This window comes from Flavobacterium sp., from assembly GCF_043780635.1.
Taxonomy (GTDB): Bacteria; Bacteroidota; Bacteroidia; order Flavobacteriales; family Flavobacteriaceae; genus Flavobacterium.
In genome coordinates this window covers 30,476-51,564 of the sequence record NZ_JAYWCK010000071.1, presented here as the reverse complement: position 1 = coordinate 51,564, position 21,089 = coordinate 30,476, and the positions used below count along the sequence as shown (strand labels likewise).

Genomic DNA, 21,089 nt, shown 5'->3' with positions numbered 1-21,089 from the left:
ATTTACAGTTAAAAAAATTCGTGAAATTCGTGAAATTCGTGGCAAAAAATAATTTGTGTTAAACAAAAAACTATGGAAACAGTTCAATCAATAAAACAACGATTCGAGATTATCGGGAACGACCCGAAACTCAATCGTGCGATAGAAAAAGCCATTCAAGTGGCACCAACTGATATTTCGGTATTAGTGGTGGGTGAAAGTGGTGTTGGAAAAGAAAGCATTCCGAAAATCATTCATACTCTTTCTCACAGAAAACACGGAAAATACATCGCCGTAAACTGTGGAGCCATACCGGAAGGAACCATTGACAGTGAACTTTTTGGTCACGAAAAAGGATCTTTTACAGGCGCAACTGGAACTCGTGAAGGTTATTTTGAAGTTGCCGATGGTGGAACCATTTTCCTTGATGAAGTGGGCGAATTGCCTTTGACAACGCAAGTAAGATTGCTTCGTGTGCTTGAGAATGGCGAGTTTATAAAAGTAGGTTCTTCACAAGTGCAAAAAACAAATGTTCGGATTGTGGCTGCAACCAATGTAAACTTGTTTGACGCCATCGAAAAAGGGAAATTTCGAGAAGATTTGTATTATAGATTGAGCACTGTGGACATTACTTTGCCGCCTTTGCGCGACAGAAAAGACGATATTCATTTACTGTTCAGAAAATTTGCTGCAGATTTTGCCCAAAAATATAAAATGCCTCCGATTAAACTAGACGAAAATGCAGTTCAGTTATTGCAAAAATTTCGTTGGAGTGGAAACATTAGACAGTTGCGAAACGTAGCTGAACAAATTTCGGTTTTAGAAACTAATCGCGACATAAACGCAGCAACACTGCAATCCTACTTACCTTCGGAAGCAAGTAATTTGCCTTCTGTTATAAAGGACAAGAAAAGCAAAAATGATTTTAGCACCGAAAGAGAAATTCTGTACAAAGTGCTTTTTGATATGAAAAGTGATTTGAATGATTTGAAGAAATTGACTTTGGAATTGATGCAAAACGGCGTCACAAAAGTTCAGGAGACAAATTCAAATCTTATCAAAAAAATATATGGTTCCAACGAAGATGACAGCGAAATAGATTTTGAAGAAGAGCCAAGAACTGGAGTAATCACGACACAAAACAACGAAAATAATTATCAGGAGCAAGATGATAATTACCAATTTGCCGAAACAGTTGAAGAAGAAGAAATTCTGAAATTAGAGCAAAGAGAAATCGAAATGATAAAAAAATCTTTGGATAAAAATAAAGGAAAACGAAAAGCTGCCGCCGATGAATTGGGGATTTCGGAAAGAACTTTGTATCGAAAAATAAAACAGTTTGATCTTTAAAAATTGAATATCTTTGACCCGAGCGCTATCAAACTGGCGCGCACTTTTTAAATATAAAATGAAGCACTTACACTATATCATTACTCTTACACTACTATTTACTTTCAGTGGATGTTCGGTTTATAACTTCACTGGAACTGGTAAAATTGATGCAAAAACTTTTCAAGTAAATTATTTTCCAAACAATTCCGAATTGATTGAACCAGGGATTGACCGAACTTTTACCTTGGCATTGCAAGACCTTATCCAAAATCAAACCAACCTAAATATGGTGAAAAATAGTGGTGATTTAACATACGAAGGAGAAATTACAGATTACAGAATATCTCCAATGATGGCGACTGCCGATATTCAAGCTGCACAAAACAGATTGACAATCAGAGTAAATGTAAGGTTTACCAATAAAAATAAAGAAGCCGATAATTTTGAGAAACCGTTCGAATTTTTTTACGATTATCCAGCAGCACAACAACTTACAGGAACAACAAAGGATAACGCAATAAAAGTGATTTTCGAAAGAATCACCCAAGATATCTTCAACGAATCATTAGCAAAATGGTAAAAGTAAGTTGGCAGATAGCAGGACTCAGGTGGCAGTTAAAATCTTAAATCTTAAAATGAACGTAACCGATTATACTTATCTAATTAATAAACCAGATGCTATCAACGAGAAGCAAACAGATGCCTTGGGGAAAGTGCTGGATGAATTTCCGTTTTTTCAAAGCGCCAGAGCTTTGCGATTGAAAGGGCTTTTTAATGAAAATAGTTTCAGATATAATTATGCTTTAAAAGTTACGGCTGCGCACACTACTGACAGAACCGTTTTATTTGACTTCATCACTTCAGACACTTTTGTCGCTATCCAAAAAGGATTATACGACAAGAAAATTTTAGAACTTCTAGACATCAACGTTGTTGATTCAGAAGTAATTAAGCCTGAAATAAGGCTTGAGCCAAAAATAAATACCTTAGAACAATCCATTCTTACTACTATAAAAGGAGCTACTCCTATTGAAGTTGATGAAAATACAAAATTAGCAGAAGAAAATCTGGAAATTGGGAAACCTTTGGGTTTCTCCATAAACGAAAAACATTCTTTTCAAGAATGGCTCCAACTTTCCCGAACTCAACCAATAGTAAGAGAAAAAGTAAGCGAAGTTATTTCTAAAACAGCTGCATTGGACGAGGACAAAAAGAAAAAAGCGGAATTGATTGATAAATTTATTGAAGCTAGTCCAAAGATTTCTCCAATAAAGCAAAGTACAGAATCAGCCACTTATTTTGAAACAAATAAAACAGATAATTCTTACTTAATGACCGAAACTTTAGCAAGAGTTTACTTGGAGCAAAAAAAATATCAAAAAGCGATACAAGCTTATGAGATATTAATTTTGAAATATCCAGAAAAAAGTAGTTTCTTTGCAGACCGAATCTCGGATATTAAGATTTTACAACAAAATAATAATTAAACAATGAGCACATTTTCAATTTTTTTAGTTTTAATAACAATAGTTTGTTTCTTACTAGTAGTAGTAATAATGGTTCAAAACCCTAAAGGTGGTGGGCTTTCTTCATCATTAGGTGGTTCTACACAAATTGGTGGTGTACAAAAAACTACAGACTTTTTAGATAAAAGCACTTGGACATTAGCTGCAATATTAATTGTACTTATTTTACTTTCAAGTTTAAGTTTTGGAGGATCATTAGGCGAAAGTGATTCAAAAATTATTGACAAAACCGAAACTCCTGCTTCAAGCACTACAACTCCAGCTGCACCTGTTCAAAATGCACCTGTCGGAACAACTCCAGCAAAATAATTTTTTACATCATAATATTTAAAAGCGTTAGCATTTTGTTAACGCTTTTTTTGTGCATAAACGTCAAATTTTAACTACTTTTGCACGGTTAAAATACATCAAAATAAAAAAATACAAACTATTATGGCTTTAAATATCAAACCGCTTTCAGACCGTGTTCTTATCGAACCAGTAGCTGCTGAAACAAAGACTGCCTCAGGGATTTTTATTCCGGATAACGCAAAAGAAAAACCACAAAAGGGAACTGTTGTTGCTGTTGGAAAAGGCACAAAAGACCACGAAATGACTGTAAAAGTTGGAGATTCTGTTCTTTACGGAAAATATGCCGGTACAGAATTGAAACTAGAAGGAAAAGATTATTTGATTATGCGTGAGGACGATATTCTTGCGGTTGTGTAATTAGGTATTAAGTTCAAAGAATTAAGTAGTAAGACAATTTAAAAGTTAAAAACAAAATGGCTAAAAATATAAAATTTGATATTGAAGCACGTGACGGTTTAAAACGTGGCGTCGATGCATTAGCAAACGCAGTAAAAGTAACCCTTGGACCTAAAGGTCGTAACGTAATTATTGGAAAATCTTTCGGTGGTCCAACTGTTACTAAAGATGGTGTTACCGTTGCAAAAGAAATAGAGTTGAAAGATCCATTAGAAAATATGGGTGCTCAAATGGTAAAAGAAGTAGCTTCTAAAACCAATGATTTGGCTGGAGACGGAACAACAACTGCTACAGTTTTGGCGCAAGCCATTGTAAAAGAAGGTTTGAAAAATGTTGCTGCCGGTGCAAATCCAATGGATTTGAAAAGAGGAATCGACAAAGCTGTTGAAGCTATTGTTGCTGACTTGGCAAAACAAGCTAAAGTAGTAGGAAGTGATTCTGAAAAAATAAAACAAATTGCTTCTATTTCGGCTAATAACGATGAAGTAATTGGCGAATTGATTGCTAACGCTTTCGCGAAAGTTGGAAAAGAAGGCGTAATCACTGTTGAAGAAGCCAAAGGAACTGATACTTATGTAGATGTTGTCGAAGGAATGCAATTTGACAGAGGATATCTTTCTCCTTATTTTGTTACCAATGGTGAGAAAATGGAAGTAGAATTAGAAAGTCCTTACATCCTTTTATACGACAAAAAAGTTTCTTTATTAAAAGAGTTGTTACCAATTTTAGAACCTGTTGCACAATCGGGCAGACCCCTATTAATTATTGCCGAAGACATTGATGGAGAAGCATTATCAACTTTGGTGGTAAACAAATTACGTGGCGCCTTGAAAATCGCTGCTGTAAAAGCACCTGGTTTTGGAGACAGAAGAAAAGCAATGTTAGAAGATATTGCAATTTTAACTGGAGGAATCGTAATCTCGGAAGAAAGAGGGTACACTTTAGAAAACACAACTATCGAAATGTTGGGAACTGCAAAAAGAGTAACTATCGATAAAGACAATACAACCATTGTAAGTGGTGCTGGTGAAGCTGATGTAATCAAAAATCGCGTGAGCCAAATCAAAGGCCAAATGGAAGCAACGACTTCGGATTACGACAAAGAAAAATTGCAGGAACGTTTGGCTAAATTAGCTGGTGGTGTTGCTGTTTTATACGTTGGAGCAGCTTCTGAAGTGGAGATGAAAGAGAAAAAAGACAGGGTTGACGATGCGCTTCACGCAACTCGTGCCGCTGTTGAAGAAGGAATTGTAGCTGGTGGAGGTGTGGCGCTATTGAGAGCCAAAAATGCTCTTGCTGCTTTAAAAGCAGATAACGCTGACGAAGCAACCGGAATCCAAATTATATCACGTGCTATTGAATCTCCATTGAGAACGATTGTCGAAAACGCTGGTCTTGAAGGTTCAGTTGTTGTTGCAAAAGTTGCCGAAGGAAAAGGTGATTTTGGTTACAATGCAAAAACCGACGAATATGTTGATATGCTAAAAGCAGGAATTATCGATCCTAAAAAAGTAACTCGTGTAGCTTTAGAAAACGCAGCATCTGTTGCCGGAATGATATTGACAACCGAATGTGCTTTGGTAGAAATCAAAGAAGAAAACGGTAGTGCAATGCCTATGGGCGGAGGAATGCCTGGAATGATGTAATTTTAAATTCCAAACTAGGATAAATAATCTAGAAACCTGTTCCAATAAAGGAACAGGTTTTTTTATCGCCAAGGATTATTCCAACTAGAGTTTCTGCTAATAATGCAAGAAAGTTTAACCTCCATTTTCTCTTTGTGAAAAAACAAGTGATATTCTTTTTTATAAGCAATAGATTGTCGATTTTTGCCCCTTGTAAATCAATTCAAATAAAAATGATTATAGACGATAAAGAAATAATTTTATTAAAAGTTTCTGGCCAGGACAAGCCAGGGGTGACAGCTGGTTTAACATCCATATTGGCAAATTATGATGCCATTATTTTAGATATTGGTCAAGCCGATATTCACGATACGCTATCTTTAGGTATTTTATTTGAAATAAAAGCAGGTTCTTCTTCAGCGCCTGTATTGAAAGATTTATTGTTCAAAGCCTATAATTTGGGGATTAATGTTAAGTTTATTCCGATATCTATTCCTGATTATGAAATTTGGGTTAAAGGACAAAGCAAGCAACGTTACATCATCAATGTTTTGGGTGAAAAGTTGACAGCAAGGCAGCTAGCAGCTGTGACCAAAATAATGTCAGACCAAAAATTGAATATTGATTCGATCATAAGATTAACCGGTAGAACTTCGGTGGTGGAGATAGAAGAATATCCTCGTTCTTGTGTACAATTATCTGTAACCGGTAATATTGTAGATAAAACGCTGATGACGGCAAATTTTATGGAAATTTCAGGGGCGTTTGATGTAGATATCTCTTTTCAAGAAGATAACATGTACAGAAGAAATAGACGTTTGGTGTGTTTTGATATGGATTCTACCTTAATTCAAACCGAAGTAATTGATGAATTGGCTGAATTAAATGGTGTTGGCGCACAAGTCAGAGCCATCACAGAATCGGCAATGAATGGCGAAATTGATTTCAGCGAAAGTTTCAAAAAACGTATGGCTTTGTTGGAAGGTTTGAGCGAAGATGTTCTGCATAATGTTGCCATAAATCTACCCATAACAAAAGGAGCTCACCGCTTGATGAGAGCCTTAAAATATTACGGCTATAAAACTGCTATTTTATCTGGAGGATTCACCTATTTTGGAGATTATTTACAAAAGGAATTAGGGATTGATTACGTTTACGCCAATCAATTGGAGATTAAAGATGGTAAACTGACAGGTAAATATCTGGGTGATATTGTGGATGGTCAAAAGAAAGCAGAATATCTAAAAGCCATTGCAGAAAAAGAAGGAATACACATCAACCAAACCATTGCTGTGGGCGATGGCGCGAATGATTTGCCTATGTTGAACTTAGCGGGTTTAGGAATTGCCTTTCACGCCAAACCGAAAGTAAAAGAAAATGCAGCAACTTCTATTTCGAGTCTGGGTCTTGACGGTATTTTATACTTATTGGGCTACCACGACAGACATATTGATATGATGCAGGAGGAGTAAATATTTCAAATTATATTATAAAATCAAAATCCCGTATTGAAATTTCACTACGGGATTCTTTTTATATTTTTAATACTTTTTTGTCGTGTTTAATTTTAGATTGGTCAAGAATTAGCTTTTCTGAAGCATTGCAGATACCTCTTGCTCCACAACTCATCCTATGTGGTCCGCAGGAAGCCAAAAAAGTTATCGTAAACATTATTAAAAAAAGTTTTTTCATTTTATTGATTTACAATTTCTTGCATATTTTTCAATTGTTCCAAGTAATCTCTTTGGTTCGACAATCTCGGTATCTTATGTTGTCCGCCCAGTTTGTCTTTTTCTTTTAACCAATCGTAGAATAAATTTTCTCGAGCAACATTTATAACTAACGGATTAAGGGTCATATTGTTAAATCGTTTTGCCTCGTAATCAGAATTTAAGGATTGTAATGTTTCATCCAATACTTTTTGGAACGTAGTCACATCCTCCGGAATTTTCTTAAACTCAATCATCCATTCGTGAGCTCCTTTATCCTTATCTTTCATAAAAACGGGAGCCACAGTATAGTCTACTATTTCGGTTCTGGTAATTTGGCACGCTTTGGCAATAGCCTGATCCGTATTTTCGACCATTAATTCTTCGCCAAAAACATTAATATGATGTTTTGTTCTTCCTGTCACCCGAATTTTATATGGATTCAATGAAGTAAAACGCACGGTATCCCCTATCAAATAACGCCACAACCCAGAATTAGTGGTGATGACAATAGCATAATTTTTAAAAAGTTCGACATCAGACAACCGAATGGTTTTTTGATTTGGCGTTCCAAAAGTATCCATCGGAATGAATTCATAGAAAATTCCATAATCAAGCATCAACAATAAATCATTGGAATCATTCAAATCCTGAATGGCAAAAAATCCTTCGGAAGCATTGTATATTTCATAATATTTGAAATCACTTTTCGGCAGAATTTTTTTATATTGTTCTCGATAGGGTTCAAAGCTAACGCCACCGTGGAAATAAACTTCCAAATTTGGCCAAAGTTCCATCAAATTTCCTCTGCCAGTTTCTTCAAGCAATTTGTTCATTAAAACTAACATCCAAGAAGGAACACCAGCAAAACTGGTTACATTTTCGTTTTTGACTTCATTTATTATCGCAGGAAGTTTCGTTAACCAATCGCTCATCAACGAAATTTCCTTATTTGGAGTGCTGCTGAAATCTGCCCAAAGCGGCATATTTTCAATTAAAATAGCGGATAAATCCCCGAAAAAAGTATTATTGTCTTCATAAATTTGGGAACTTCCGCCAAGTCGAAGGCTTTTCCCCAAAAACATTTCGGAATTTTCGTTATTGTTCAAATACATACACAACAAATCCTTGCCAGCTTTGTAATGACAGTCTTCTAATGCTTCAGGGCTTACGGGGATAAATTTGCTTTTGGCATTTGTAGTTCCACTCGATTTGGCAAACCATTTTACGGGAGTTTCCCAGAAAACATTCTGTTCTCCTTTTCGGGTGCGTTCTAACAAAGGTTGCAATTCTTCATAGGTAGAAACGGGAACTCTTTCGGCGAAAGTAGCATACGAATTTACGGAAGCATAATCGTATTTTTGACCCATAATTGTATTTTCTGAGGCTCGAATCAAGTTCATCAGCAACTCTTCCTGTACTTCATTTGGGTATTTTATAAAAAGTTCTATTTGATGAATTCTTTGTTTAAGAACCCAGGAAGCAAACGAATTGATTACAGTTATTGGCATTTTTCTGAGTAATGAATTATGAATTACAATTTACGAATTATAACTTTACCAAAAATAGCGATTTTTGTCAAACTTTATACTTTAAACCTGAAACTTTAAACCAAATGACTTACGAAGGTGTACTTTCTAAAATGCAAACCGAATTTGGGAATCCAATTCAATATTATTTGGTTTTTGAAAACAGTTTTTTAAACGTGAATCAATTGCTGAACAAAAATCTGGAAATCAATTTTGTGGGTTACCAATGTTTGAATTGTGGCAAAAAGAAAAAGATTTATCGTCAAGGATTTTGTTACGATTGCTTTTATTCCAGCCCAGCTGTTGGCGATTGGATTATGAAGCCTGAATTAAGCACTGCTCATCTTGGGATTCAAGACAGGGATTTGGTTTATGAAGAGAAAGTACAATTGCAGCCACATATTGTTTATTTAGCTTTGTCAAGCGAAGTAAAAGTGGGAGTAACACGAAAAACTCAAATGCCTACACGATGGATTGATCAGGGCGCAACCCAAGCTATTGCTATTGTGGAAGTTCCTAACAGGTATTTGGCAGGAATCACCGAAGTCGCCTTGAAAAACCATTATGCCGATAAAACTAATTGGCGCAAAATGCTTCAAAACGATGTGGAACAAGTCGATTTAATCGCTGAAAGATTGAAAGTCGAAAACTTAATTCCCGCCGAAGTCCAGGAATATTTCTATTTGCAGAAAAACGATTTATATGAAATGCATTTCCCGGTTTTAGAATATCCAAAAAAAATAAATAGTTTAAGTTTAGAAAAAACACCCAATTTTCAAGGAAAACTAACTGGAATAAAAGGACAATATTTAATTTTTGATGATGGGACTGTTTTTAATATCCGCAGTTCTGAAGGGTATGTGGTGCAAATTAATATTTAAAACAAAGCCCTTTCAATCCCATGGCATAGGACCAAAAGGGCAAACTATTAAAAAAAATACTTATTGAATGGTAATCTGAAAAGGCATCATAGCATGAACTCCTTTTTGAGATTGCATTCTTTTAATTTGTTCCATCAAACGATAGGTTTCTTCTCCTAATTCTTCTTTTATAAAGGATTCTTTTGATTTTGCAAAAGGCAGATTTTCTAAAATATCGTTGATGTCTTTTTCAAATTCAGGGAAGTTTTGTGTTTTGTAGTCTTTAATTTTGGCTAAACTTGCTGCTTCTTTTAATGCAGCATCCAAACCACCAATTTTATCCACAAGTCCTATTTTTATTGCTTGAGAACCTGACCAAACTCTGCCTTGTGCAATTGAATCTACTTGTGCAAAGGACATTTTTCGTCCTTCGGCAACGTGTGATACAAAAGTTTTATAAATATGCTCGACACCTTCAAGAGTAACTGCTTTAAATTTTTCGTCCATTGGAACAAACGGACTATATTCAGCTGCATTGTCATTGGTTTTTACTTGTTCAGTGTGAATGCCAATTTTTGTTGCTAATTGTGTGAAATTAGGCAATATTCCAAAAACTCCTATTGAACCAGTAATAGTATTGCTTTCAGCAAAAATTTTGTTAGCATTGCAGGCGATATAATATCCTCCTGAAGCAGCATAATTTCCCATAGAAACCACAACTGGTTTTACCTTTTTTGTCAATTCAATTTCTCTCCAAATCAAATCCGATGTTAACGCATTTCCACCTGGACTATCAATTCGAAGCACAATTGCTTTTATATTCTTGTTTTTTCTTGCTTCAACTAGTGAGCGACGCATTGAGCCTTCACCAATAGTGTTGACATCACCTTCTCCACTCATAATTTCTCCCTGAGCATAAATAATGGCAATTTTGTCTTTGCTATCAAAGCTTTCCGAAGTCGTAGCTACTTTTCTGGCATAATCTAAAATGCTTATTTTGTTGTAATCTTCATCATTATCAACTTTTAAAGCTTTTTTAACGGCACTATGATAGACATCTTCATAAGCCACAACATCAACTAATTTCTGTGCCTTTGCCATTTCAGGAGTTCTGGCAAGAAGACCGTTTGCAATTTCGTTCAATTTTGCAACTGAAACATTTCTGCTTATCGAAATATCGGCTATCACACTACTCCAAACGGAATTTAATAATGCTGAAATTTGTTCTCTGTTTGCATCACTCATTTTGTTATCAAGGAAAGGTTCAACAGCACTTTTATATTTTCCGTGTCGAATTACTTCCATTTTTACGCCGGTTTTATCCTGAAAATCCTTGAAAAACATCATTTCTGCTGATAATCCTTTGAAATCTAAATCCCCAACCGGATTAATGTAAATCGTATTGGCTACAGAATTTAAATAATATTCTTTTTGTGAATACGAATTGGCATAAGCCATAACAAATTTTCCTGATTTTTTGAAACTTTGCAATGCATCACGCAACGCTTTATATTGAGCAATTCCTAATTCAGAATTATCATTTAAAATTGAAATCCCCTTGATGTCATCATCTGTTTTTGCTTCTTCGATGGCATTTATAATATCAGAAAGACCTACTTTTTCGCCATCGGCTAAAATGGTCATCCAAGGATCTTTGTATTTTCCGGCATAATCATTTTTAATGTGTTCCAGGTTCAATTCGATAACCGAGTTGTTTTTAACCGCTATTTCTTCAGATTCGCCACCAAAAATCATCGCTAATATTACTATTCCAAAAAAGGACAACATAAAAAAGACAAATAAGCCTACGATGGTTGCCAAAACATTTCCTAAAAATCTCATAATTGTATTTTTTTAATAAGTAGTAAAAAGTGCTGAATTGTTACAAATTTAAGTTCAAAAACTAAAAAAATAGTTATCAACACGCTGGCAAATATAGTTCAATTCTAAAATTGTTTTAGTTAATTTGTGGTTAATATGAAATCACAACATCAGGTCGTTTTATCCCTCGGGACTAATCAAGGTAATCGTCTTGATAACGTGGAGCGTAGCCTTGAAATGATACATCGGGAAATAGGTACGATTATCAAAATTTCGAAGTTGTACGAAACGCCTTCTTGGGGTTTTGATAGTGATGCCTTCTATAATTGTGCTTTAGTAATTCACACTTTTAGCTATGCACATAAAATCTTAGAGCAAATTCTGAATATTGAAAGACGATTGGGTCGACTTCGTGGAGATACGTTAGAATATCAATCGCGGATTATTGATATTGATTTGATTACTTTCGACGAAGAAATTATTGAAACAAAAGAACTTCAGGTTCCACATCCGCTGATGCAAAACAGAAGGTTTGTTTTGTTGCCAATGTTGGATTTGAATTTAGACTGGAAACATCCTGTTTTTCACAAAAAAATTTTCGAATTACTGGAAAATTCTCCAGATAACAGTGTTTGCACAATTGTACAGAATTTAGAAATGCCATTGGACAGCATTCCTTTGGAACAGTTTAATTATATCGCTTTTGAAGGAAATATTGGAGCTGGAAAAACAACTTTAACCACGAAAATTGCTGAAGATTTTAATGCTAAAACAGTTTTGGAACGCTTTGCCGACAATCCTTTTCTTCCAAAATTTTACGAAGATCAAAATCGTTATGCTTTTCCGCTTGAAATGTCATTTCTTGCCGATAGATACAAACAATTATCCGATGATTTAGCTCAATTCGATTTGTTCAAGGATTTTATCGTTGCCGATTATCATATTTTCAAATCCTTGATTTTTGCTAAAATAACGCTAGCCGAAGATGAATATCGTTTGTACCGAACGTTATTTGATATTGTTTATAGAGAAATGCCAAAACCGGATTTGTATATTTATTTATACCAAAACACAGAGCGTTTACTGGAGAACATTAAGAAAAGGGGAAGAGATTATGAACAAAAAATTCCTGCTGAATATTTAGATAAAATTAACAATGGTTATCTTGATTATATCAAATCGCAAACCGAATTGAATGTTTTAATTATTGATGTTTCGGATAGGGATTTCGTAAAAAATCAGGAAGATTATCTTTATATTTTGGATGAAATCCAACAGAAGATTAGCCAATAAACTTGTTTCGAGTTTACCTTTTCAAAGAAAAATGACCTTTTATTTCGGGTTTAGAATCATCCAATTTCAAACAATACCAATAATCATCTTCGGGCAAGATATTATTATTGTATTTTCCATCCCAACTATATTTTAAAGCATTTAATGTTATTAATAATTTGCCGTACCGATCAAAAATTAAAGTACTAGAACCAGGGAAATCTTTCATTACTGTTATTTCCCAAACGTCGTTAAATCCATCGCTATTTGGAGTAAAATATTTTGCAATTGTTAATATTATAAAATCTTGGGTTACTAAATTGCATAAGTTTTTTTCTCTAACGTAGGCAGTATGTATTCCACTCGTGATGTACGAAAATTGATTAGAATTCTGGAATATTACTCCGTCTATAGAAAATTCGTAATAATTTTCCGGATTTGTTAGTTCAATTGTTATGAAGTTTTCGTTAACGATAATTGCATTAATAATGGGAGCAGGAAGTTCAATAACATTGATGTATTTGTTTGAGTAACATACAATAGAAGGCGAACTAATAATTACACTATAATTTCCTATGGTTGAGACGACAATGGTTTGTGAGGTTTCACCTCCTGGAGACCATAAATAATTCATCCCTGAGATTGAAGCGTCTAACATTGTGGTTTCGTTTTGGCATAAGATGACTTCTTCATTTATGCTGAGCACTGGGTATACAGTTGCTACTACTGCTACTCTTGGACTTGTACATTGATTTGTTGTATCAACATAATAGGTAGTTGTAGAAGAAATGCTTGGAGTCGTAAACGAAGTTCCTGTTCCCAATAAAGCCCCCCCCGTTGGGACATTATACCAGTTTAGTGTTCCTGATGAAGCAGTTGCGCCAAGTATTATTGTTCCTAAATCACAGCCATATCCTGGTATGGTTGAAGTAATCGATGGAGAACTATTTACCGTTGCAATAATTGCAGTTCTTGCAGCAATGGTACAACCAGTTGCTGTCGCATCAACATAATAGGTAGTAGAAGATGTCAAACTTGGGGTTGTAAATGAGTTTCCAGTTCCCAATGAAGTTCCTCCTGTCAAGACGTTGTACCAGTTTATTATTCCAGACGAAGCAATTGCTCCCAATGTTACTGAACCTGTATCACAACGAGATGCTGGTGTTGTTGAAGTAATCGATGGAGAACTGTTAACCGTAGCTACAATGGCTGTTCTTGTAGTAGTTGTACAGCCAGATGCAGTAGTATCAACATAATAGGTTGTTGTAGTTGAAATGCTTGGTGTTGTAAAAGAGGTTCCAGTTCCTAGTGAACTTCCTCCCGTTTGAACATCATACCAGTTTATTGCCCCAGCAGCCGAAGCTACTGCTCCCAATGTTACCGTACCTGTGTCGCAACGAGAAGCGGGTGTTGTCGAATTAATCGATGGTGAAATGACGGTAGCGGTAATTGCAGTTCTTGTCGGGGTTGTACATCCAGATGCCTTGGCATCAACATAATAGATGGTAGTAGTTGTAATGCTTTGTGTGGTATATGATGCTCCAGTTCCTAATGAAGTTCCACCCGTTTGTGTGTCATACCAGTTTACTGTTCCTGATGAAGCAGTTGCGCCAAGTATTACTGTTCCTAAATCACAGCGTGAATTAGGAATTGTTGAAGTAATAGTTGAGGGTGTATTAATAGTTGCTGTTATAGCCGTTCTTGTTGGGGTTGTACACCCAAACTCCGTTGCATCAACATAATAGATGGTAGTAGTTGAAATGCTTCGTGTTGTATATGATGTTCCAGTTCCTAGTGAACTTCCCCCCGTTTGAACATCATACCAGTTTATTGTCCCAGCCGAAGCTACTGCTTCCAATGTTAACGTACCTGTTTCGCATCGAGAAGCGGGTGTTGTCGAAGTAATCGATGGTGAAATTTTGACGGTAGCGGTAATTGCAGTTCTTGTCGCAGTTGTACAACCAGTTGCTGTCGCATCAACATAATAGGTAGTTGAAGCGGAGATGTTCGGGGTTGTAAATGAAGTTCCGGTTCCCAAAGAAGTTCCAACCGTTAGTGTGTCATACCAATTTATTGTTCCAGCCGAAGCTAGAGCTCCCAATGTTACCGTACCTGTGTCGCAACGAGAGTTAGCTGTTGTCGATGTAATTGTTGGAATAGGATTTATTGTTGCAATAATTTGAGTTCTTGGCGCACTAGGACAGTTTCCAGTTGCATCAACATAATAAATAGTTGTGGTTGTAATGATTGGAGTTGTAAATGTATTTCCTGATGTAATTGGACTTCCACCAATACTAGTTGTATACCAGTAAACACTTCCGTTTGTTGCAGTGGCATCGAGGGTAACGGTACCTGATCCGCATCTTGAGTTTGGTGTAGTACTATTTATTTGGGGAATTGTAATTATAGTACTCGTAGAAATTTGAAGTGTTGGGTCTCCCGGCATTCCTCCATATTCAACAATGTATCCTTTAGGTTGATAAGGACTGCCTGGATTAAGGTCTCCTGTATTGCTTAAATCATTCCAAGAACCGGGAACGCCAACTCCTGGTGCTGTAATGTGTGCGAAATCTTCATCTCCGGCTTGGTTAGGCTCATTGTTCATTGTGTTCCAAAAGGCAAAATTTGGAGTTGAACCTCCACCTGTTCCATACCAGAAAACAGTTCCCAATCCTCCATAGGCAAGACCTTCAGGTCCCGTTACCCATCTCCATAATCCTTCAACTCTTGCATCGCTACCTCCAATCCATCCAGCACCTCGTGCTTGTGCTCCTGATAATTGTGCTTCATCAGCGGCGGTAACGGTTGCTAGGTATCCTTGTAATCCATAATAGGTTTTCGATGAAGCAGCAGTATTCGCATTTGACCAAGTGATACCCACGTTGGGAACAAATTCATAAAAATGGCCGTTTCGCGGCAAATAATTCGCTCCCCCAATGCCCAAGTTGATAGAAAAGTTTCTGATTCCTGATGGTGAAAGTGAATAATTGTAATATTCAACATTTTTTATTGCAGTTTCAAATTCACTGTACGGTAACAATCCACCTGTTGTGCTGGATAATATTAGTTTCCCTTCTGAACGAATCCACGTGGATGTAATATTAGGATTAGTATATAAAACCGATAAAGAAAGCTGATCCTGGCCAACAATATAACCTGATGAAATTTGAATATCAACTGAACTGGCACTCGTATCGGCAGGGTCGTGGGTTATTGTTACGCTGGTTGCAATTTTGACATAGGTTAGTGGACAGTATATTTGATTTCCAACGGCTGTAATTTGTGGAGGGGCAATACCCATAAAGGTTTTACCCGAATTTATAGTTAATGTGTTTTTACTAGAATTATCTTTTTTGATAGGTGAATTATTGTTACTGGCAAAAGTAGCTTTCGAACAGATCAAAAGCAAGAGTGCTGTGGCTTTAAAAAAATGTCTAACTCTCATTTTGTAAGGTTTCGAAGTTCTGTTTGAGCAAAAGTCATCATAGAAAAACGGATGAAAAATAGGGTCAGAATGTGTTTTTTCATTTTTTGTAATTTACTTTTTTTTATAATATTTCAACTCCACTACTAGTAGAATGGATTTTGTACCTATAGAATTTTGAAACTACCCATATATCATACTGTATTTGTGAACATACAAATTATGTAATAAAAAATATTTTTTGTATCCTGTACAGTACTGCTTTATACTACTCTAGAAAAAAGACTACTTTAACTTCAATCTTCCAGAAGAATTGTCTTGATTTTATTCTATGATGTCCTACATAAATTGATTTTTTTCATAATTTTTGTTCGACCTACATCTCATTAACCCCATCAACCTTCTCTTTTGAAATGCAATTAAGTTTGCTAAATTCTATTTTGATAACTTTTTTAGCTACTGTTGTCATAAAAAAAATGCCCGGATGAATAATCGGACATTTTACTTTAAATATTATTTCGAATTAATAACTATTCTTTTATAATTATAAACGTTCCCTCAGCGTCATCAATTGACACTTTAATTATATAGGTACCAGTTTTTTTTTGGCAAATTCAATTTTTCAATAAATTCCAAACTACAATCCTTGCACTAACGGGAATATTTAAAGAATATTTTGTTCCTATGTTGCGGAATTTCAATAGAACCATCGCGCATTGCAGCGGCATCTAGCGACACACTAAATACTTACTGTTTTTTGTAAAAGTACACCTATCAATAGCCTATTTCACACCTATGACACCTTTTGCACCAGGGGCGATTACTAGAAAATATCAAGAAAAGAGGCAGAAGTTACGAACAAAATATTCCGGCTTCTTATTTAGATAAAACAAACAATGGTTATCTTGATTATATCAAATCACAAACCGAATTGAATGTTTTAATTATTGATGTTTCGGATAGGGATTTTGTGAAAAATCAGGAAGATTATCTTTTTATTTTGGATGAAATCCAACAGAAGATTAGCCAATAAATTCACTTTCGAGTTTACCTTTTCAAAGAAAAATGACCTCTTTTTTCGGGTTTGGTTTCATCGATTTTCAAAACATACCAATAATCATCGGAAGGCATAGGATATTTATTCAACATTCCGTCCCAGGTTAATTTAGTTATGTTTAGCACCGAAATTAATTTTCCATATCGATCAAAAATACTGACCTCAGCCTGAGGATAATTAATTAAACCTTTTACTTCCCAGAAATCATTATAAGTATCACCGTTTGGTGTGAAAAACTTGGGAGCAATCAAAACAATAAACGTTTGGCTATCATTGCTGCAAAGATTTATTTCTCTTACATAAGCTGTTTGTAATCCGCTTGGCACATTAAAAAAAACATTCGAGCTTTGATAATTGATTCCGTCAACCGAATATTCAAAATAGGCCTCTTCTTTTTTTAAATAAATCACAACGGTAGTTTCATTGACATCAATGCGTTCAATTTCAGGGATATTGTGCTCTACAACCGTAATTTTTTTTGTGCTGGAACAATTTTCTGGTGCTGGACTTGTAACAACTACAGTATAAATTCCCGAAGTTGAAACTGTAATTGTTTGTTTAGTTTCAGTTGTTGACCATAAATAAATCATCCCAGGAACTCCTGCGTCTAGTGTTGCCGTACTTGATTTGCATTTGGTTGCTTCTTGATCTGCAACAACGGGTGGTGTATAAACAAAGACATCCACTGGAACTCGATTTCCGTTGCTGCATCCGTTATTAAAGGCTTCTGAATAATAAGTACTACTCGCCGTAATATTTGGGATTGTAAAACTGGTTCCTGTTCCTTCAATGGTTGATCCCGTTGCAGTTGCATACCAATTTACAATTCCAATATCAGAACTTGCTTGAAGCGTTACGGTTCCCGAACCACATCTAGCAACTCCTGAATTAGTTGAAGTAATAGTTGGAATTGTATTTACAGTTGCAATAATTGGAATTCTGTTTGGACATCCATAATCAGCATAATAAGTTGTTGTTGTGTTTATTGAAGGAGTCACATAGTTGTCTCCCTTTTCTAAAAAAGTCCCACCACTTGCTGCATCATACCAATTTATTGTTCCTGTTGAACTTGCTTGAAGTGTAAATATTCCTGAACCGCATTGGGGAAGTGGTGTTGTACTTGTAATTTGAGAGACTGTCATTGATGTACTTGCTGAAATTTGAATAGCATCAACATCGCCTGCCACCATTCCTCCATATTCGACAATATAGCCTTTAGCTTGATAATCTCCACTTGGATTACTATTTACAGGTAAATCATTCCAAGACCCAGGAATACCAACTCCAGGAGCGGTAACGTGAGCATAATCTTCTTCTGTTCCATTGAATTGGTTGGGTTCTCCATTATTCCAAAAAGCAAAATTCGGAGTTGAACCATTAGCCACTCCGTTCCAAAAAATCGTACCAGTCCCACCATTAGCAAGCCCTTCTGGTCCAGTAACCCATTTCCAAACGCCTTCTGTTTCCTGATCACTCCCTCCTATCCATCCAGCTCCTGATGCTTGAGCTCCTGCTAATTGGGCTTCATCTGCAGCTGTTAAGGTGGCTAAATAACCTTGTAAACCATAATATGGCGCCCTAGTTTCTGCAGCTAATTTTGCATCTGTCCAAGTGATTCCTGTATTGGCAACATATTCATAAAAATGTTTATTTCTTGGCAAATAACTTAATTGTCCTGAACCCAAACTAATGGAAAAAGTTCTAGTTCCTGCAGGCGAAGCCGAGGAATTGCTGAATTGGACATCTGCAATGGCGGCTTCAAAATCGGCATATGGAATTTTACCTCCTGTTGAAGAAAATAATTTTAGTTTTCCTTCTGATTGAACCCAAGTTGCAGAAACAGTTGGGTGAACTCCTGTAAGAGTTAATAGATCTTGCCCAAAAACATATCCTGACGAGACTTGAATATATACAGCGTCGGTAGTTGGTTCAGAAGGGTCGTATGTAATACCTACTGTTTGTACAATATTTAAAGAGGTTCCGGGACAATAGGTTTGATTTCCTGTAGCTTTGATTACAAGAGGGTTACTCGTATTGGTGGTTTTAATACAGTTTTCAGAATAACTAGCAGTAGCGTCTTTAATAGATGACCACTTAGTATCGGAATATACTACGTTATCTACTTGTATGCAGCTAAGGTTTGGATTGGATATAAAATTAATAACATTCATAGTGTTATTAATACCGTTTTTTAAATTAAGGTTGGTTAATTGATTCGAGTTGCACAATATAGAATTCAAAGACGTGTTTTTAGAAATGTCTAAAATGGTTAATTGGTTATTAGGACAATACAAATAATTCAATAATTTATTTAAAGTGAAATCCAACTTTGTTAATTGATTTTTACCAATATCTAATCCAGTTAGGGCAACGTTTTTAGAAATATCTATGCTGGTTAATTGATTAGAACTGCACCATAAATAAGATAATTTAGTGTTTTTAGAAACATCTAAATTTGTTAAATTATTATAACTCGTATATAAATCAGTTAAAAGAGTATTTTTAGAAACATCTAAACTTGTTAATAGATTACCAGAACAATTTAGACCAAATAATGATTTATTTTTAGAAACATCTAAACTTGTTAATTGATTACTAGGACAATATAAAGCAGTTAAAGATGTGTTTATCTTTAAACTTGTTAATTGATTACTACTGCATCCTAAACTCCATAAAGATGTGTTATTAGAAACATCTAAGTTGGTTAAATTATTATCATTACAATCTAAAGAGGTTAATGCTGAAAAATCTTGAATTCCTGTTAAATCACTTATTTTCTTACCAGAAACTTGCAAACCAATTTGATTACTAATATTCATAGTAAGTACCTTACCATCAATAGTACCATTGTCAATTCCTAAACCAATCAATGCCTGCTCAAAATTCACATCTGGAATTAAAGTATATTGGGAGTAACCAAAAAAATTAGAGAGTAGTAAAACGAGAAAGAGTAGTTTTTTCATAAAATAATCAAGAAAAAAAAGGGCAAATTCAATTAGTAACAAATCTACAAATTCCATTTCATTTTTTGGAACAAATCCCAAACTACAATCCCTGCGCTTACTGAAATATTCAAGGAATGTTTGGTTCCCAATTGTGGGATTTCAATACAGCCATCACAAATTGCAACCGCTTCTTGTGAAACTCCAAAAACTTCGTTTCCAAAAACCAAAGCATATTTCTGGTCCTTCTCCACTTTGAAATCCTGGAGAAAAATAGCGCTTTCAACTTGTTCAATGGCAAGTACAGTAACATCTTCTTTTTTTAAATTTTCGATAACTTTGAGAACATTTGCACAATGTTCCCAAGCCACAGTTTCGGTTGCTCCAAGTGCTGTTTTATGAATTTCCTTGTTTGGAGGAGTGGCAGTAATGCCACACAAATATATTTTTTCAATCAAGAAAGCATCGGCGGTTCTAAATACGGAACCAATATTATGCAAACTCCGAATATCATCTAAAACTATGATAATTGGTGTTTTTTTAGCTTCTTTAAAAGCTTCAATAGATTTTCTCTCGAGTTCGCTGTTTTCTAGCTTTCGCATAGTATTGATAATAAATTATAAAAAAGGCTTCCTAAAATTAGGAAGCCTTTAGATTATTTCTAAAAAGAATTTAGCTTTTTGTTGCCGGAGCAGCCGGTGTCGGGTCTGGCAAAACGGTTCCTTTAATTGTAAGTACTTTTGATGGTATTCCTTCAGCATTTGAAGTTACAGTTACTGTTTTTGTAAAAGCGCCAACTCTATCTGTAGCGTATTTTACACCTATAACACCTTTTGCGCCAGGAGCGATTGGTTCTTTTGGAGTAGTAGGAACAGTACATCCGCAAGATCCTTGAGTGTTTGTAATAATCAATGGTTTGTTACCGTTGTTTGTGAATTCAAATTTACGGTTACCATCAGCATTGTGAGCGATTGTACCATAATCGATAGTCTCTGTTACGAAAACCATTCCAGCGCCTTCTACTTTAGGCAATGCAGGCGTAATAGTTGTTGTTTTTGAAGTTGTTTTTTTTGTAGTCTTTGTAACTTTTGAAGTTTCCTGAGCATTAGAAAAAGTAAATGCTAAAAGTGCTATTGAAAGTGCAATAATTTTTTTCATTTTGTTTTGTTTTGTGTGATTGAATGACAAATTTATAGAAAAAAATGAAACACCATCTTAAATTTTCCTTAAAAATATTTTAAATTTCGGGAGTGCTAATAATTCGCC

Annotated in this window: 16 protein-coding genes and 1 pseudogene; 10 read left to right on the top strand and 7 right to left on the bottom strand. The window is 35.4% G+C overall.

Annotated elements, in window-relative coordinates:
• Positions 1 to 72: 72 nt before the first annotated feature.
• From ACH2BV_RS06860 to serB, 7 genes are all read left to right on the top strand, one after another.
• Entirely contained in the window at positions 73 to 1,329 is a 1,257-nt protein-coding gene (locus tag ACH2BV_RS06860; RefSeq protein ID WP_395049980.1) for a sigma-54 interaction domain-containing protein, read from the top strand.
• A 58-nt stretch (positions 1,330 to 1,387) separates the two neighbouring features.
• Positions 1,388 to 1,891 carry an LptE family protein gene (locus ACH2BV_RS06855; RefSeq protein WP_395049979.1) on the top strand — a complete coding sequence of 168 codons (504 nt, stop codon included), beginning with the start codon at positions 1,388 to 1,390 and terminating at the stop codon, positions 1,889 to 1,891.
• Between the two features lie 55 nt (positions 1,892 to 1,946).
• Complete coding sequence (locus tag ACH2BV_RS06850; RefSeq protein ID WP_395049978.1) at positions 1,947 to 2,798, top strand: tetratricopeptide repeat protein; 852 nt, start codon at positions 1,947 to 1,949, stop codon at positions 2,796 to 2,798.
• A 3-nt stretch (positions 2,799 to 2,801) separates the two neighbouring features.
• Positions 2,802 to 3,146: a preprotein translocase subunit SecG gene (gene secG, locus ACH2BV_RS06845; RefSeq protein WP_395049977.1), complete on the top strand. Its 345-nt coding sequence runs from the start codon at positions 2,802 to 2,804 to the stop codon at positions 3,144 to 3,146.
• A 123-nt stretch (positions 3,147 to 3,269) separates the two neighbouring features.
• Positions 3,270 to 3,545, top strand: a complete 276-nt coding sequence (gene groES / locus ACH2BV_RS06840) for a co-chaperone GroES (RefSeq protein WP_395049976.1) — start codon at positions 3,270 to 3,272, stop codon at positions 3,543 to 3,545.
• Positions 3,546 to 3,601: 56 nt separating this feature from the next.
• Complete coding sequence (gene groL, locus ACH2BV_RS06835; RefSeq protein WP_395049975.1) at positions 3,602 to 5,230, top strand: chaperonin GroEL; 1,629 nt, start codon at positions 3,602 to 3,604, stop codon at positions 5,228 to 5,230.
• Between the two features lie 212 nt (positions 5,231 to 5,442).
• Positions 5,443 to 6,681, top strand: coding sequence for a phosphoserine phosphatase SerB (serB, locus tag ACH2BV_RS06830; protein ID WP_395049974.1), 1,239 nt, complete (start codon positions 5,443 to 5,445; stop codon positions 6,679 to 6,681).
• Positions 6,682 to 6,742: 61 nt separating this feature from the next.
• On the opposite strand, the gene ACH2BV_RS06825 is transcribed toward serB, so the two are convergent.
• The gene (locus ACH2BV_RS06825; RefSeq protein WP_395049973.1) at positions 6,743 to 6,901 is read right to left on the bottom strand and encodes a hypothetical protein; all 159 of its coding nucleotides are present in this window, start codon (positions 6,899 to 6,901) and stop codon (positions 6,743 to 6,745) included.
• A 1-nt stretch (position 6,902) separates the two neighbouring features.
• The gene (locus ACH2BV_RS06820) at positions 6,903 to 8,429 is read right to left on the bottom strand and encodes a GH3 auxin-responsive promoter family protein (protein ID WP_395049972.1); all 1,527 of its coding nucleotides are present in this window, start codon (positions 8,427 to 8,429) and stop codon (positions 6,903 to 6,905) included.
• A gap of 104 nt (positions 8,430 to 8,533) precedes the next feature.
• Between ACH2BV_RS06820 and ACH2BV_RS06815 the strand changes: the two genes are divergently transcribed.
• Complete coding sequence (locus ACH2BV_RS06815; RefSeq protein WP_395049971.1) at positions 8,534 to 9,328, top strand: DUF2797 domain-containing protein; 795 nt, start codon at positions 8,534 to 8,536, stop codon at positions 9,326 to 9,328.
• A gap of 60 nt (positions 9,329 to 9,388) precedes the next feature.
• On the opposite strand, the gene sppA is transcribed toward ACH2BV_RS06815, so the two are convergent.
• The gene (gene sppA, locus ACH2BV_RS06810) at positions 9,389 to 11,149 is read right to left on the bottom strand and encodes a signal peptide peptidase SppA (RefSeq protein WP_395049970.1); all 1,761 of its coding nucleotides are present in this window, start codon (positions 11,147 to 11,149) and stop codon (positions 9,389 to 9,391) included.
• 135 nt (positions 11,150 to 11,284) lie between these two features.
• On the opposite strand from sppA, the gene folK reads away from it, so the two are divergent.
• A complete protein-coding gene (gene folK / locus ACH2BV_RS06805) occupies positions 11,285 to 12,421 on the top strand; it encodes a 2-amino-4-hydroxy-6-hydroxymethyldihydropteridine diphosphokinase (RefSeq protein WP_395049969.1) in 1,137 nt (378 codons plus the stop codon).
• A gap of 13 nt (positions 12,422 to 12,434) precedes the next feature.
• On the opposite strand, the gene ACH2BV_RS06800 is transcribed toward folK, so the two are convergent.
• The gene (locus tag ACH2BV_RS06800) at positions 12,435 to 14,846 is read right to left on the bottom strand and encodes a T9SS type B sorting domain-containing protein (RefSeq protein ID WP_395050003.1); all 2,412 of its coding nucleotides are present in this window, start codon (positions 14,844 to 14,846) and stop codon (positions 12,435 to 12,437) included.
• A gap of 1,795 nt (positions 14,847 to 16,641) precedes the next feature.
• Between ACH2BV_RS06800 and ACH2BV_RS06795 the strand changes: the two are divergent.
• Positions 16,642 to 16,857, top strand: a pseudogene (locus ACH2BV_RS06795) (deoxynucleoside kinase); the annotation flags it as partial.
• 14 nt (positions 16,858 to 16,871) lie between these two features.
• On the opposite strand, the gene ACH2BV_RS06790 reads toward ACH2BV_RS06795, so the two are convergent.
• The 3 genes from ACH2BV_RS06790 to ACH2BV_RS06780 form a co-directional block, all read right to left on the bottom strand.
• Positions 16,872 to 19,844, bottom strand: coding sequence for a T9SS type B sorting domain-containing protein (locus ACH2BV_RS06790; protein ID WP_395049968.1), 2,973 nt, complete (start codon positions 19,842 to 19,844; stop codon positions 16,872 to 16,874).
• Positions 19,845 to 19,888: 44 nt separating this feature from the next.
• Positions 19,889 to 20,425 carry an RNA methyltransferase gene (locus tag ACH2BV_RS06785; RefSeq protein ID WP_395049967.1) on the bottom strand — a complete coding sequence of 179 codons (537 nt, stop codon included), beginning with the start codon at positions 20,423 to 20,425 and terminating at the stop codon, positions 19,889 to 19,891.
• 70 nt (positions 20,426 to 20,495) lie between these two features.
• On the bottom strand, positions 20,496 to 20,981 hold the full coding sequence (locus tag ACH2BV_RS06780; RefSeq protein WP_395049966.1) for a DUF1573 domain-containing protein: 486 nt from the start codon (positions 20,979 to 20,981) through the stop codon (positions 20,496 to 20,498).
• Positions 20,982 to 21,089 lie beyond the last annotated feature (108 nt).

Excerpts from the sequence above, each read along its gene's own strand:
- secG (WP_395049977.1), top strand. The coding sequence starts at position 2,802 with ATGAGCACATTTTCAATTTTTTTAGTTTTAATAACAATAGTTTGTTTC.
- ACH2BV_RS06820 (WP_395049972.1), bottom strand. The coding sequence starts at position 8,429 with ATGCCAATAACTGTAATCAATTCGTTTGCTTCCTGGGTTCTTAAACAA.
- sppA (WP_395049970.1), bottom strand. The coding sequence starts at position 11,149 with ATGAGATTTTTAGGAAATGTTTTGGCAACCATCGTAGGCTTATTTGTC.
- ACH2BV_RS06815 (WP_395049971.1), top strand. The coding sequence starts at position 8,534 with ATGACTTACGAAGGTGTACTTTCTAAAATGCAAACCGAATTTGGGAAT.
- ACH2BV_RS06855 (WP_395049979.1), top strand. The coding sequence starts at position 1,388 with ATGAAGCACTTACACTATATCATTACTCTTACACTACTATTTACTTTC.
- serB (WP_395049974.1), top strand. The coding sequence starts at position 5,443 with ATGATTATAGACGATAAAGAAATAATTTTATTAAAAGTTTCTGGCCAG.
- ACH2BV_RS06825 (WP_395049973.1), bottom strand. The coding sequence starts at position 6,901 with ATGAAAAAACTTTTTTTAATAATGTTTACGATAACTTTTTTGGCTTCC.
- groL (WP_395049975.1), top strand. The coding sequence starts at position 3,602 with ATGGCTAAAAATATAAAATTTGATATTGAAGCACGTGACGGTTTAAAA.
- ACH2BV_RS06850 (WP_395049978.1), top strand. The coding sequence starts at position 1,947 with ATGAACGTAACCGATTATACTTATCTAATTAATAAACCAGATGCTATC.
- ACH2BV_RS06785 (WP_395049967.1), bottom strand. The coding sequence starts at position 20,425 with ATGCGAAAGCTAGAAAACAGCGAACTCGAGAGAAAATCTATTGAAGCT.
- ACH2BV_RS06800 (WP_395050003.1), bottom strand. The coding sequence starts at position 14,846 with ATGCCGGGAGACCCAACACTTCAAATTTCTACGAGTACTATAATTACA.
- ACH2BV_RS06790 (WP_395049968.1), bottom strand. The coding sequence starts at position 19,844 with ATGAAAAAACTACTCTTTCTCGTTTTACTACTCTCTAATTTTTTTGGT.
- folK (WP_395049969.1), top strand. The coding sequence starts at position 11,285 with ATGAAATCACAACATCAGGTCGTTTTATCCCTCGGGACTAATCAAGGT.
- groES (WP_395049976.1), top strand. The coding sequence starts at position 3,270 with ATGGCTTTAAATATCAAACCGCTTTCAGACCGTGTTCTTATCGAACCA.
- ACH2BV_RS06860 (WP_395049980.1), top strand. The coding sequence starts at position 73 with ATGGAAACAGTTCAATCAATAAAACAACGATTCGAGATTATCGGGAAC.
- ACH2BV_RS06780 (WP_395049966.1), bottom strand. The coding sequence starts at position 20,981 with ATGAAAAAAATTATTGCACTTTCAATAGCACTTTTAGCATTTACTTTT.